Origin of the sequence: Micromonospora sp. NPDC007230, assembly GCF_042869115.1 — a bacterium.
Taxonomy (GTDB): domain Bacteria; phylum Actinomycetota; class Actinomycetes; order Mycobacteriales; family Micromonosporaceae; genus Micromonospora.
Genome location: NZ_JBIAFE010000054.1, coordinates 1 through 13,704 on the forward strand (window position 1 = coordinate 1; position 13,704 = coordinate 13,704).

Annotated in this window: 12 protein-coding genes and 2 pseudogenes; 10 read left to right on the plus strand and 4 right to left on the minus strand. The window is 64.7% G+C overall.

Annotated features, from left to right (window positions below; all coding sequences use genetic code 11):
* The first annotated feature begins 163 nt into the window (after positions 1 to 163).
* Positions 164 to 412 carry a hypothetical protein gene (locus ACFYML_RS36010; RefSeq protein WP_387424910.1) on the plus strand — a complete coding sequence of 83 codons (249 nt, stop codon included), beginning with the start codon at positions 164 to 166 and terminating at the stop codon, positions 410 to 412.
* 129 nt (positions 413 to 541) lie between these two features.
* Here the strand turns inward: ACFYML_RS36010 and ACFYML_RS36015 are convergent, their stop codons facing one another.
* Positions 542 to 1,111 carry a hypothetical protein gene (locus tag ACFYML_RS36015; protein ID WP_387424911.1) on the minus strand — a complete coding sequence of 190 codons (570 nt, stop codon included), beginning with the start codon at positions 1,109 to 1,111 and terminating at the stop codon, positions 542 to 544.
* A 229-nt stretch (positions 1,112 to 1,340) separates the two neighbouring features.
* On the opposite strand from ACFYML_RS36015, the gene ACFYML_RS36020 reads away from it, so the two are divergent.
* From ACFYML_RS36020 to ACFYML_RS36040, 5 genes and pseudogenes are all read left to right on the plus strand, one after another.
* Positions 1,341 to 2,180, plus strand: coding sequence for a transposase family protein (locus tag ACFYML_RS36020; protein ID WP_387424913.1), 840 nt, complete (start codon positions 1,341 to 1,343; stop codon positions 2,178 to 2,180).
* A 744-nt stretch (positions 2,181 to 2,924) separates the two neighbouring features.
* Positions 2,925 to 3,910, plus strand: a pseudogene (locus ACFYML_RS36025) (IS630 family transposase).
* A 402-nt stretch (positions 3,911 to 4,312) separates the two neighbouring features.
* Positions 4,313 to 4,747 carry a DUF6416 domain-containing protein gene (locus ACFYML_RS36030; RefSeq protein WP_387424914.1) on the plus strand — a complete coding sequence of 145 codons (435 nt, stop codon included), beginning with the start codon at positions 4,313 to 4,315 and terminating at the stop codon, positions 4,745 to 4,747.
* A gap of 396 nt (positions 4,748 to 5,143) precedes the next feature.
* A pseudogene (locus tag ACFYML_RS36035) lies at positions 5,144 to 5,328 on the plus strand (transcriptional regulator NrdR); the annotation flags it as partial.
* Positions 5,329 to 5,413: 85 nt separating this feature from the next.
* Positions 5,414 to 5,563, plus strand: coding sequence for a hypothetical protein (locus tag ACFYML_RS36040; protein WP_387424915.1), 150 nt, complete (start codon positions 5,414 to 5,416; stop codon positions 5,561 to 5,563).
* A 341-nt stretch (positions 5,564 to 5,904) separates the two neighbouring features.
* Here ACFYML_RS36040 and ACFYML_RS36045 read toward each other — a convergent pair whose 3' ends face one another.
* Both ACFYML_RS36045 and ACFYML_RS36050 read right to left on the minus strand, forming a co-directional pair.
* On the minus strand, positions 5,905 to 6,381 hold the full coding sequence (locus ACFYML_RS36045) for a hypothetical protein (RefSeq protein ID WP_387424916.1): 477 nt from the start codon (positions 6,379 to 6,381) through the stop codon (positions 5,905 to 5,907).
* 68 nt (positions 6,382 to 6,449) lie between these two features.
* Positions 6,450 to 6,809 (minus strand): hypothetical protein, encoded by a 360-nt coding sequence (locus tag ACFYML_RS36050; protein WP_387424921.1) that lies wholly within the window; start codon positions 6,807 to 6,809, stop codon positions 6,450 to 6,452.
* 751 nt (positions 6,810 to 7,560) lie between these two features.
* On the opposite strand from ACFYML_RS36050, the gene ACFYML_RS36055 reads away from it, so the two are divergent.
* From ACFYML_RS36055 to ACFYML_RS36065, 3 genes are read left to right on the plus strand one after another with little or no spacing between them, the layout of a single operon-like run.
* The gene (locus ACFYML_RS36055; protein ID WP_387424917.1) at positions 7,561 to 8,214 is read left to right on the plus strand and encodes a hypothetical protein; all 654 of its coding nucleotides are present in this window, start codon (positions 7,561 to 7,563) and stop codon (positions 8,212 to 8,214) included.
* Complete coding sequence (locus ACFYML_RS36060; protein ID WP_387424918.1) at positions 8,207 to 11,524, plus strand: DEAD/DEAH box helicase; 3,318 nt, start codon at positions 8,207 to 8,209, stop codon at positions 11,522 to 11,524. The genes ACFYML_RS36055 and ACFYML_RS36060 overlap by 8 nt, the downstream gene beginning before the upstream one ends.
* 1 nt (position 11,525) lies before the next feature.
* Positions 11,526 to 12,581 (plus strand): Eco57I restriction-modification methylase domain-containing protein, encoded by a 1,056-nt coding sequence (locus ACFYML_RS36065; protein WP_387424919.1) that lies wholly within the window; start codon positions 11,526 to 11,528, stop codon positions 12,579 to 12,581.
* A gap of 172 nt (positions 12,582 to 12,753) precedes the next feature.
* Here the strand turns inward: ACFYML_RS36065 and ACFYML_RS36070 are convergent, their stop codons facing one another.
* A complete protein-coding gene (locus ACFYML_RS36070) occupies positions 12,754 to 13,131 on the minus strand; it encodes a hypothetical protein (protein ID WP_387424920.1) in 378 nt (125 codons plus the stop codon).
* A gap of 64 nt (positions 13,132 to 13,195) precedes the next feature.
* Here ACFYML_RS36070 and ACFYML_RS36075 point away from each other — a divergent pair, with 64 nt between their 5' ends.
* Positions 13,196 to 13,507 (plus strand): transposase, encoded by a 312-nt coding sequence (locus ACFYML_RS36075; protein ID WP_387278429.1) that lies wholly within the window; start codon positions 13,196 to 13,198, stop codon positions 13,505 to 13,507.
* The last annotated feature ends 197 nt before the right edge of the window (positions 13,508 to 13,704 follow it).

Genomic DNA, 13,704 nt, shown 5'->3' on the forward strand with positions numbered 1-13,704 from the left:
AGACCATCGCCCGCGACGCCTACGGCTTCCGCAACCCCGAAAACCAGCGCCTCCGCACCCGCACCGCCACCACCCGACGCCACCGTGGGCAGCTCAACCCCGCCTAACTTCGATGAGCCGTCATAACGACCTACTGCGGCAGTGGCGTCAGTACCGCGGAGAGATGGAGCGGGGCAATGTTCCGTCGAAGCTTGAGACGCTTGCGCCGATCGAGGTTGAGGACCAGGGCGACGACCGGGCGACGGTGACCGCCCAGGTCCATGCGATCTGGTGGAAAGAACGGATCAACCTCAGCGGCACAGCTCATCCGTGGCGGTTCGAGACCCGGCGCGACGCCGGCGGTTGGCGGGTGTGGGCCGCTGATCTTCCGCCCTGGTGCGGTGTGCACGTCCGGGCCGATGCCTGCGGCTGAGCGCTACCCGTCAGCGACCGTTGCAGTGTGGGAGCGGGCGGTGGGCGGGGCGCTCGGGTGCTTCGAGGGCCCGTCCGGGTGGAGCTGCACAGGTGCGCGGGGCGTTCTTGAAAGAGGCTGGGCCGTTAATCAAGCGGACCGGTGGCAGTGGGTTTCGAGCAACGCCCGCAGCGCCGCGGGCTCTCCCGTCACCAGCCCGCGCTTGGGCAGCACGAGTACCGCCGCACCAAGCCGCTCAGACGCGCGCAGAACGAACGACCGTTCTGTCTCGACATACCGCAGGTATTGGGACCATGCGGCGGTTTCGCTCCGGGTTGCGCTGCTGAGACGTAACCCGGTGTCATCCACGGCGGCTCGGATCGGCTCGGACAGCCAGGGATTCCCGCGCATGATCATGCGTACCTGCAAGCGATAGATCCAGCGGGCGGCGACGAGGAGCCGGAACAGCAGCAGACCGAGCCCGATGCCGACCAGAGCCACCATGGCGAGAGCTGCGACGACAGCCGCCGACATGGCCCGGGAGCCGTTAGATATGACGTACCCGAGGATGAGCCCGACGAGCACGGCGACGATCAGTACCGGGACCAGCCAGGGACGCCGGACGCGGCGCCGGTGGGCGACGAAGCCGTCGAGCCAGTCGTCCTCGGTGAGGGTGTAGCTGAGTTCGACCGGCCCGACGCTGACCTGCTCGGATGACATGAGAGGGCATTGTATTCCGGGCGTCCCGTCCGTCTGACGGATGACTATGCCTGATCCGCCGAGAACTGTGCCCTGGCGTCGATACTCAGTGAGCTGATCTCAGCGACCCGAATGTGTTGATTGGTGCGACACGGATGTAGGCGGTCAGACCGGACAGTGCTGGAAGTGGACGTGGGGTCCTCGGTAGGTAGTTCTCACCACAAGATCACCCACACGGTGAGGACCCCACGTGATCGCATATCGTGCCATGGTCGACGTCCCGAGGGAACTCGTGCAGTACCTCGGCCAGTTGCTCGCCGCGGAACGCCGAGCCAAGGGAACGCGGCGCGGCACCCGCGCGTTGACCTGCTTCTACCAGGCACTGCTGGTGCTGGTCTGGTTCCGCAAGGCCGAGGACATCACCCTGCTCGGCGCCGGGTTCGGCATCTCCCGGGCGACCGCGTACCGCTACCGCGACGAGGGCATCGCCGCGCTCGCCGCCCAGGCGCAGGACCTGCACACCGCGCTGCGCCGAGTCGCCGACGACGGCTGGTCCCACGTGATCCTCGACGGCAAGCTGTTCGACTGTGACCGGCTCACCGAGACCACCTTGTCGGTCAAGGGCGAGACCATCGACGCCTGGTACTCCGGAAAGCACCGAGACTTCGGCGCGAACATCCAAGCGATCATCCGTCCGGACGGACTGCCGATCTGGACATCGGCGGCGATGCCCGGGCACCTGCACGACACCAGCTGTGCCCGCAACCTTGGGGTGACCGCTGCGCTGAACTGGTCCGCCGCCGAACTGGACCTGCCCACCCTGGCCGACTCCGGCTACGAAAGCGCAGGTCACGGCATCAAGACTCCGGTCAAGCAGCCTGCGGACGGCAGCCGGCTCGCACCCGACAACCGCGCCTACAACCGGCTGCTGCGCGGGCTGCGCTGGCAAGGCGAACGCGGCTTCACGATCCTGATTGGACGCTGGAAAACGCTACGCCACACCACCGCCAGCCCACGCCGGATCGGCGACATCGTCGCCGCCGCGCTGCACCTGACTCATTTCGAATACAAGTACCTACCCAAATCGTAACTATTCAGGTAGGGCGGGGAGCCAGGGGTTTCCGCCCAAACGGAACTTCAAAGACCGCCGGACAGGACTTCGTCCTGACCGTTGACAGGCGAACGCTAGGGAAGCGAAACTTAAGCTGCTCGACGACTGGCCCCGTCGGTGGTGCGAGCTCCAGCCGAGGTCCGGCCGGCATGTTCCAGTCGAACAGCGACCTCAACGCGGTACGCAGTTCCTCGACTGTGTTGTTGTCGACGTGTAGCTCGATCACGGTGAATTGTGGTAGGCCCAGCTCTGCCGCCGCTGTTGGCAGCCACTCAAGGTAGAGCACCCGACGAGACATCCCACAGAAGGCCACGCCGCCGGCATCGACCCAGTTGCCGGTACTGCCCACAGTCGCCCCATACCACGCTCGGTATCGGCGCTCCTCAGGCGGCAAATCGGGCTGGTCTACCGCGTCGAACCAGGAGCCCGAGAAGCACAAGCTCATCTCGTGGTGAGTCCCCGGGCAGGGCCGAAAACGAAGATCGACGTAGAAGGTGCCGTCCTCGTACGTGAACGATGTCTCCCCGGCGCTGGATTCCGTCCCTGAGGTAACTGACCCCGGCTGTTGCTAGTGTTCCGCGCCGGAAATTCGCCTCATACGTGGGTGTAGGTGGTGGGATGCCGAGGACCGGGCGTCCCACCCCGCCGCTGGTGTTGTCCGACGAGGAACGCGCGACGTTGGTGCGCTGGTCACGGCGGGCGAAGTCGGCGCAGGTCCTTGCGATGCGCGCGAAGATCATTCTGGCGTGCGCGGACGGTGCGTCGAACACAGATGTGGCAACGGCTTTGGGTGTGCACCTGTCCACCGTGGGCAAATGGCGGCGGCGGTTCGTGCGCGAACGCCTCGATGGGCTGATCGACGAGCAGCGGCCGGGCCGGCCCCCGTCGATCAGCCTGGACCAGGTCGAACAGGTGGTGGTCGCCACCCTGGAGCAGACACCCCGCAACGCCACCCACTGGTCCCACAAGTCGATGGCCGAGCGGTCAGGGCTGTCCAAGTCAACAATCGGCCGGATCTGGCGGGACTTCGGGCTCAAACCACACCGAGCGGACACGTTCAAGCTGTCCACCGATCCGCAGTTCATCGAGAAGGTCGTCGACGTCGTCGGCCTCTACCACAACCACCCGAACGGGCCGTCGTGCTGTGCGTGGACGAGAAATCCCAGATCCAGGCCCTGGACCGCTCACAGCCCGTGCTGCCGATGATGCCCGGCATGCCCGAGCGGCGCACCCACGACTACGCCCGCAACGGCATCACCAGCCTGTTCGCCGCGTTCAACATCGCCGACGGCACCGTGATCAGCGAACTGCACCGCCAGCACCGCGCCACCGAGTTCAAAAAGTTCCTGACCACCATCGACAAGACCGTGCCAGCCGAACTGGACGTGCACCTGATCTGCGACAACTACGGAACGCACAAGACCCCGGCCATCCGCGCCTGGCTCGCCCGGCACCCGCGGTTTCACATGCACTTCACCCCGACCGGATCCTCATGGATCAACCAGGTCGAACGCTGGTTCGGCTACCTCACCGACCAGAAGATCCGCCGCGGCGCCCACAAGAGCGTCCAAAGCCTCGAGGCCGACATCCGGACGTGGATTGCCGACTGGAACAGCAATCCACGCCCGTTCGTCTGGACCAAGACCGCCGAAGAGATCCTCGACTCACTCGCCCGATTTTGTAGGCGAATTTCCGGCGCAGAACACTAGTCGCGCGGGAGGATGGCCGATGTCCTGGTCGCGACCACGGGCCTCACCCCACCCGTAGCGTTGGATCTTCTGAGCCCATCAACTCACGGCGAGCGAGGTTCTGGAACTCAGCCCAGATGTTGACCTTCTCGTCGTAGCCGGGATCGTCGTAGACGAACTCGTTGATGAGGTCTTTGCCCTGAGCCGAAGCCAGGATCTCGGCCTCGCCGTCACGTGCCCGACAAGCGTGAGGTCGACCAGCCCGCCCTTTCGACGGTGACGCCAGGTGACGGAAACCCAAATCGGGCCAAAGAGCTAGGCCGACAGGGCCTCGGAGCCCCTTGTAGGGGATCCTTTGATCTTCTATCCTGCTCTGAGCGACCACTCCCTTCTGGAGGGTTGAGTCGGTAGCCAGGAGGGCTGATGCTGGACATCACGGTCAAGGTGCCGAGCGAACGGCTGGCGGACTTCTACTCGATGTACGGCCAGTGGCTGGCCACGGGCGGCACGGGAGGACCTGGCTCTGAGGGGGGTAAGGGGGCTCCTGAGCCATGGGGCTCGTCGGACGAGGAGCTAGCGAGGAAGGTCTGGGGCAAGTTGAGTGACAGCGCGAAGGCCCTGTTCTCGATCCTGATCGACGCGCCGGGGCGTGAGTTCAGCGGCGATGAGTTGGCGGAGCGGCTGGGCATGTCGGGCAAGAATGCGGTTGCAGGACTGCTTGGCTGGCCTGGCCGGCACTGCATCGAGGCTGGACGCGAGTGGTTGTGGGACTGGCGCTATCCCGACGGGAAGACCGTGGTGTACTGGCTGACCCCCGAGATGGCCGAGTTGCTCAGGTCGGTACGTGATAGCCGATGAAAATCGCTCCCGAGCAGCCGGCGGACGTCGTGCTTGAGGTCGGCGGGCTGAGACGGTTCGGATCCGCGTAGAAGCCGCTCAGGATCCCCCGCTGATCGTCGGCTATAGCCCGAGGCGGCCTACGAGCGGCAGTCCGAACCAGCGAGCAGGACGGACAGCAACGCTGTGACCAGGCAAACTACCGGCCGTATCTGTGGACAATGGCCTGTTATCCACAGGGTTGCCGCATTTTCTTGCCAGATCCTGGCAAGCGTCTCATGCTCCCTCGGCAACTGCTGCTGATCGACTGGAGAGGCGAGCCGTGGACGACGGGCAGAGCACAGCCGAGGGCGAGAGTCGGACCCGTGCAGCCCGGGAGTGGATCCGGGGCCTCAGTGGCCTACTCACTGTCAGGTGGCCGCCGAGATCAGGAGCCACGAAGTCCGGTTGGCCATCCTGGGCCGCTGCGCGACCTGGACGAGGTGGCCTACCTGCGGTTCGCCAGCGTCTACCGGTCCTTCGACTCGCTCGCCGACTTCGAGCGTGAGATCGAGACCCTGCAGGCCGCCGCGAGCGCCGGCGACGAGAAGGCGTGGAGGTAATCCCACGTGACAAGGGGAAGGGAGGGTACGAATGAGTCAACGAGACTCACCCGCCGAGGACCGGCCTGCACCGACAGGACCGACCATGTGGTCCACGGTGCAGGCCGCCGTCACCGGAGGATGGGGTACGACCATCCGTCTCACACTGATCCTGGTGATCATCATCATCGCGATCAGTCTGCTGGGATTCGGGGCTGCCACCCCGCTCACGGCTGTTGTGCAGTTGATGCAGTAACAAGAGTACGGGCGGTATCGGAGGCCGACGGGCCGCCGACACCAGCTCGTCTCCCGATCCTCCCCCCGATACGTCCCGGACTGTGAGCGACGGCGGGTAACGGCTGGACTCAGTGAGACCAGACAAGATCGGCCCCCGACCGCCTTTGGCTGGTCGGGGGCCGATCTCGCACGTGGTGGCAGGTAGAGGATTCGAGCCTCTCTAGCTTTCGCGACGGATTTACAGGGCGTCTGCACTCTTGGCCGCCTCAGCGCCTCCGAACTGGCCATTTACTCGTCCAGGCACAAGCCACCCGGTCAGCCGCCCACCATCTGCCCACGCCCCCAGATTCATGCAACGTCTCAGGATGCCGAAGGCGACGGCGAACCAGAGAGCCTGCCAACTTCCTCCGACGGGGTGGGAGAACTGGCGGGCGTAGGCACCGACACGGAAGGCGTCACCCCCGGGGCGCTCGTTTGGTTAGAGGGCCAGACGAGGGGCACAACTATCGCGACGATCGCGACCAGCAGCGCAATCCAAGCCACACGCCGACTGTCCTTGGCCAAGGCGAGAGCCTCAAGCTCTCTCTGCTCAGCGCGCTCAAGCCGTTGCTGGTCGTCAGCCCGGTCGCGCTCCACCTTCGTCACGAAGTCCGAGAACCGCTGCGTAAGGGCAACGTTCTGCTCTAAGAGTTCGGTCTCACGTTGCTCGGCCCGCTCGTGGCGCTCAGCCTCCTCGGCCGCCCGCGCGGCCATGGCCTCTGCGACCTCGTCCGCCAACCGGCTGGACACGGTGGGCTGCAGCCTAAAGTTCCCCAGGAAGTTCATCGGATCACTCACGAAGCGCCGTTGCCCTTTCAGCCAGCCACTCTGCCCTCACCTGCCGCAGCCCTGTCCGCAACAACGGGTCACCCGAGGGCATTCCCGATCTTGTCGTTGATCGTGTCTCCTTCCCCATCGATGCAGTTCGCATAGACCCGGAGCAGGACGGCGACGCCGTGGCCCAAGCGCCGGGCTACCTCAGTCGGCGGGACGCCGGCATTCAGCCAGAGCGAGGCCGCCGCGTGACGTAGGTCATAGGGTCGGCGGACGAGGGGCGAGGCTACCTGAGATTCGGTCAGCGCCTTCTCGCGGGCGAGCTTCCACCACCGGTCGTAGACCGACTCGGAGAGCGGCCCGCCGTGCAGGCCCCGAAAGAACCGACCATCCGGACCTACCCCGTGATTCTCGACGTGCGCGCACAGCAGCTCGACGAGCCGGGGCGGGATCGGGACCGTCCGGGTCTCTGCCCTCCCCCGGTGCTTGAGGCGCCGCGCCGCTCGTGGGAGCCACCGTCATCGGTCCAGTGCGAGCCGGCGCGCGGCGAGGTGCCGGCGAGCACCAGGCGGCCCCAGCGATGTAAAACTCGGACGACCCCGGGGCGCAGCGACACTCGGCAAAGAGGAAGCTCGGGCGATAGCACGCAGCCGACCGACCCGGCCTGGACGACGCGAACGAGCTGTCCACGTCGGGGCCGCAGCGCGCAGCCGGGCCGATTGCGTGGTTGCGGTTACTGCGCCTCCGGCGGGGGCTCCCCGGCTCCGGGATGGCCGCGCATCCCGTCACCCCCCACCCCGGGCAAGCCGAGCAGACCCCCGCCGGCGCCCACCCGCCTGGCTGCGCCGGTGGGTCGCTTGCCGACGGCACGGCGATGGTGGCTTCAGAGCGCGGGCGGGATTGTGTCCGAGGTGCCGCGTAGGATTCTCGCGTGTCCATGGCGTATTCCGCTCCGGGTCCGGAGGCCAGCCCCGCGCTCGATCCGCGCGGCGCTGCTGCCGGAAGACGTCGGCATGTTCAACTCAGAGTACAGGGGGCCATGGCCGAGGCGACCGAGACAGGAAGTTCCGCGACCCGCTCTGACGAGACGCGTGCGCGGCTCTCGGTGGGCAACTCCTACTTCTATCGGAGGCACAGGGCAGAGATCAGGCAGGTGGGAACCTTCAAGCGGTCCCGGGTCCGTGAGCAACTGGGGTCTGAAGCGTGACGGTGACCGACGAGATCGTCGAGGAGCTGGTTGTGAAGTCGCGGCACCGGGTCAAGACCTACGGTGAGGTCTTCACGCCGCGCTACATGGTGGATAGGATGCTCGACCTTGTGCGCGAGGAGTTGGAGACCGGCCCTGACTTCATCGATAAGACCTTCCTTGAACCCGCCGCCGGTGACGGCAACTTTCTGGTGGCCATCCTTCGACGCAAACTCCAGGCCATCGAGAAGCGCATTCCCTGCGAGGAGTGGATGAATGAGTCGCTGTTCGCGCTGAGCTCGATCTACGGGGTCGAGTTCCTGGAGGACAACCACCAGGATGCGAAGGCAACCATGCTTGCAGAGTTCCTCGGCTTCCATCAGGCTCACGGCGCCCCCTGCGGCCCGGAGACCGACCTTCACCGGGCGGCAGAGTTCCTGATCGACGCCAACATCATCCGCGGCAATACCCTGACCGGCAAGACACCCCAAGGACGAGACATCCAGTTCTCTTGGTGGCGCCGGATCGACGGAAAGCCCGGCATGGTGCAGCGCGAGCCTTTCACGCTCGCCTCGCTGCGTGAGGACAACGGCTTCGACTTCACCGTGTACGACAGCTACAAGATCTGCAGGATCGACAAGGTTTACGAAGAGGCGAAAGCGGATGCCTAGTCCGAACATCAGCACGTTCCGCGAGGTCGTTCCCTACATTTACTCGTGGAAGACGCCGGACATCCCCAAGTACGACGGCTGGGAGAAGATCGGGTATACCGAGCAGGACTCCTCCGAGACGCGCATCGCCCAGCAGGCGAGCCAACTGTCGGTCGACAAGGTTCTGGTCTGGTCCTTTCGAGCTATGTTCATCACCGAGGACGGTGGGCGGTTCACCGACACCGACTTCCACTCGTTCCTCAAGCAGCAGGGTGTGGAGCGCGAGGCGCCGCCGAAGTTTAAGAAGCGCACCGAATGGCACCACTTCGCCACCGCCCCGCGCACCTCGCGTAACTACATCCTTGACTTCATCAGCAAGAACTTCGCCGCACCTCAGCTGGTTGCCGAAGAGGACTACACGCTCCGTCCCGAACAGGATGACGCGGTCGCGCAGGCGATCACCGCGCTCGGCGCGGGCTTCAGCGAGGTGCTCTGGAACGCCAAGCCCCGGTTCGGCAAGACGCTGACGACCTACGACCTGATGCGGAAGATGGACGTCCGCAGGGCGCTCATCGTCACGAACCGGCCCGCGATCGCCAACTCCTGGTACGACGACTTCCAGCGGTTCATCGGCCATCAGACGCGCTACCAGTTCGTCTCGGAGTCACCTTCGCTAGCTGAGCGCTCCCCGATGACGCGCGAGCAGTGGCGGGCGTACTCCAGGGAGCACCTTGACGAGGACCCGCGGATCATCGAGTTCGTCTCGCTCCAGGACCTCAAGGGTTCGCAGTACTTCGGCGGAGGCTACCCCAAGCTCAAGCACATCGCAGATATGGACTGGGACCTGCTCGTCATCGACGAGGCCCACGAGGGCGTCGACACGACGAAGACCGACATCGCGTTCGACCAGATCAAGCGCAACCATACCCTGCACCTGTCGGGCACGCCGTTCAAGGCGCTCGCCTCCGGGCGCCTCAGCAAGGACCAGATCTTCAACTGGACGTACGAAGACGAGCAGGCCGCCCGCGAGGAGTGGTCCGACGACTCGCAGGACAACCCGTACGCCGCGCTGCCGACCCTCAACCTGCTCACCTATCAACTGTCTCGCATGGTCACCGACCGACTCGCTGAGGGCGTCGCGGTTGAGGAGGACGAGGCAAACGTCGACTACACCTTCGACCTGGCCGAGTTTTTCCGCACCAAGGACAGCGGCTTCTTCGAGTACGAGCCCGATGTCCTCAAGTTCCTCGACACGCTGACGACGAACGAGAAGTACCCGTTCTCGACCCCCGAGCTACGAGACGAGATCCGGCACTCGTTCTGGCTTCTCAACCGGGTCTCCTCCGCGAAGGCGCTCGAACGCCTGCTGAAGAGGCATGAGGTCTTCAAGGACTACACGATCGTCCTTGCCGCTGGCGACGGCCGCTCCGCCAGCGACGAGAGCCTCGATGAGGCTAGCGACGACACGACATCGGCGGGCAAGTCCCTCGACAAGGTCCGCGAAGCGATCAAGATGGCCGAGGCAGTCGGCGGCAAGACGATCACGCTCTCGGTCGGCCAGCTCACCACGGGTGTGACCGTGCCGGAGTGGACTGCGGTCATCATGCTGTCCAACCTCTCCTCGCCCGCGCTCTACATGCAGGCGGCGTTCCGCGCGCAGAACCCCCACACGTTCGTCCGCGGCGACAACACGGTGCTCCAGAAGAAGAACGCCTACATCTTCGACTTCGCGCCCGAACGCACGCTGACTATCTTCGACGCGTTCGCCAACGACCTGTCACCCAAGTCGACCGGCGACCCGATGGTCCGGACGGCGAACATCCGACGGTTGCTCAATTTCTTCCCGGTCCTCGGTGAAGACTCCGAAGGCCGGATGATCGAGCTCGACGCCTCCCAGGTGCTGACCTTCCCGCAGGTCTTCAAAGCACGCGAGGTCGTGCGACGCGGATTCCTCTCCAACCTGCTGTTCGCGAACGTCGGAGGCATCTTCCGCTACAGCGAGCACCTCAAGGAGATCCTCGACAAGCTGCCGAGCGCCAAGCGGGGCAAGGTCAACACCGGACAGTCCCTCGACCTTCCCGTACCTCCGCCCGTCACTGATAAGGACGGCAACGTGCAGGTCGACGTCGAGACAATCATCAACCCGAAGGTCGCCGAGCTCGGCAAGCCCGTCTGGTCGGTCGAGTCGATCCCGCCGGTCGACGCGAGCACTCCCGCGCGAACGGCGGCGGCCAAGATCGCCGAGGCCGTTACCGAGCACGCGCGCACAAAGCGCGCCGAGCTCAAGGAGACCTACGGGCTCACCGCCAAGCAAGTCGAGCGCGATACCAAGGCCACCGAGGCCAACGTGAAGGCCGAGGTCGAGCGCGCGTACGTCGAGCATCAGATCGCCCAGCGACACCTCGAAGACGAGGCCAAGGAAGCCGCCACAGAGGCCGCGGCGCAAGCCGTCGCGACCAAGCGCGCAGAGGCCGATCAGGCATTCCAGGCGAACATCCTGAGCATCGTCGAAGAGACGATGGACAGGATCGTCCCCGAGGTCGTGACCCGCGAGGAGACTAAGAAGGCCCAGAAGCAGGCCAACACCGCAATGGACGACGCCCGCAGCCACCTTCGCGGCTTCGCGCGCACCATTCCGATGTTCCTCATGGCCTACGGCGACCGGGACATTCGCTTGGCCAACTTCGACGACTACACCCCAGACGACGTCTTCAAGGAGATCACCGGGATCAGCGAAGCGGAGTTCCGCATCCTGCGCGACGGCCAGGAGATCACCGAGGCGGACGGCACCGTCACCACGATCCCCGGGCTGTTCGACGAGGCCGTTTTCGACCAGGCCATCCAGGAGTTTCTCAACAAGAAGGCTGAGCTCGCCGACTACTTCGACGACGCGCTGACAGAAGACATCTTCGCCTACATTCCCAAGCAGAAGACGTCCTTGGTATTCACCCCAAAGGCCGTCGTCACGAAGATGGTCGACGTACTAGAAGCCGAAAACCCCGGCATCTTCACCGACCCGACGAAGACATTTGCCGACCTGTTCTCAACCGCCGGGCTGTTCCTCATGGAGCTTGTCCGCCGGCTTGACACCGGCCTCGCCGAGGCGATCCCCGACCAAGACGAACGCCTGCGCCACATCCTCACCTCACAGATCTACGAGATGAGCCATAACAAGATCCTGCACCGCATCACTATCGAATCCGTCTCAGGCGGCGTCCCGGAGCGCAAGGCCTGGATCGAAGGCTCAGGGCACTTCCGGGTCGGCAACCTCGCCGCGATGATCCCCGAACAACGCAACAAGACAATCGCCGAGATGCTGGGAGACGACTGACATGATCAAGAAGTTCGACGTCGTGATCGGCAACCCTCCTTACCAGGAAGATTCAGTCGGCGAATCGACCCACAACATGCCGATCTACGACAAGTTCATGGACGCGGCTTACGAGGTCGGCACCAAGGTAGTGCTCATCACGCCGGCACGATTCCTTTCCAATGCGGGTTTCACTCCCAAGGCGTGGAACGCGAAGATGCTGGCGGATGAGCACCTGATGGTGGCGCACTTCGAGCCTGACTCAAATCGCTTGTTCCCAGGCCTTACCGATCCCATCAAGGGTGGTATCGCCGTCACATACCGCGACTCGGAGCGCAAGCTCGGTCCCATCGGACAGTTCACCAAGCACCCCAAACTAGACGCGATTCTGCACAAGGTCCAGGCGTCGCGCGGTTCCTCTCTCACTGACTTGGGCATCACGAACGACCGTCAGCACCGTTACACGGACAAGATGCACGAGGAGAACCCTGACGCACGCGTTTTAATGTCGGAAGGCAACCCGTACAAGCTCGACGCTGGCGCCTTTGGGCGACTTCCATTCCTCTTCCACGAGGAAATGCCTACTGATGGGCGCGATTACGTTGAAGTACTCGGCCTGTCGGGAAGGAAACGCGCCACCCGTTGGCTGCGCCGCGACTACATCACCGGCCCTCCCTCGCTCGATGCTTACAAGGTTGCGGTCCCTGCGGCGAACGGGTCGGGATCGACAACCGACTTTTTTGGCGTAGCGTTGAACAACCCGACTGTGCTTGGGCCAGGGGTCGCGGTTACCAGCACGTTTCTCACCATCGGCTCCTTCGACACCAAGTCCGAGGCCGAGGCGCTGCTGAAGTACGTGAAGTCGAAGTTCGCCCGTGCGATGCTCGGCATCCTCAAGGTGACGCAACACAACGCCGCGCACACTTGGCGGCATGTCCCGAACCAGGACTTCAGCTCCGCCTCGGACATCGACTGGTCGCAGGACATCCCCGGGATCGACGCCCAGCTCTATGCCAAGTACGGCCTCGACCCCGAGGAAGCCGCCTTCATCGAGGAAGAGGTCACACCCATGGACTGACACTCGGGTGCCTATGCTCATCGCCGCTTCTTCCGGCTTGATCGAACTCCTTCGCCGGTACTCCCTCGCTCACGGGTTCACGGCGCCCGAAGGTCCGACCTACGGGATCCACCATCTGCCCGTTGCCTGTCTACGGAGGCACAACACACGACGTGCGGAGTAGCAGCACCCCTCACCCAGATCTGCTAGCGGTGTGGCGGCGCTGGCGTCGGGCGGAAGATCGGCGGGCGCCAGGCGTGGGCAGAGTTGCTTGGACTTCCTCCCTAAGCGCGCCCAGCGCCGACACCACGTGCGCCTGCACGCTTCGCCAAGCTTCACTTAGGTCGCTGATGGGATAGGTCAGTCCGAACGACCGCAACGCCTCGGCCGCTTGGAGCGCCGCATCCATGTGCTGGCCAGCGTTGCGCACGTGGGTCACGTTCTGCAGCGTGGTCAGAGCCGACTCGACGCGAGCCATCGCTTCGGCAGTGAGGTGGGCCGAGAGGTAGGCCCGCAGTCGCCGCAGCGTTCCTTGCTGCTTGTCGCCGGGTACGTCGAATCCCTTGAACATCTCGCCCAGGGTTGTCCCGCACCGGGTTTGATGGAGACATCGAAACCTGGGAGGAACACCTGCGATGCCCGCACCGAAGAAGTACAACGATGAGCTGCGTGAGCGTGCGACTCGGTTGGCGGTCGAGGCCCGCCGGGATCCGGCGTCCGCGGTCGGAGCGATCCGGCGGATCGCTGGTCAGCTCGGGGTTCATCCGGAGGCGTTGCGCACGTGGGTGAAGAAGGCCGAGACCGACGCCGGGCAGCGGCCGGGCACCACCAGCGGCGACGCCGAACGCATCGCCGCTCTCGAACGGGAAGTGCGTGAGCTGCGGCGGGCGAACCAGATCCTGAAGTCCGCGGCGAGTTTCTTCGCGGCGGAGCTGTGCGCCATGTAGCGCTGATTGATCGAGGAGGGGTGAGAGACCCTTCCCGCCGGGTCGTCGCAGCGGCCTGGTGAAGCCTGAGGGCAGCCTGATCCGTGCAACGGCGGTGAGGGTGGCAAGCGGCCCTGACGAGGGCGGGACGTGCCGGGACTGCCAGACGGTGCGGGCCTGTTCGGCGAGGCCAGACGGTGTAACGCGAGTGAACCAGT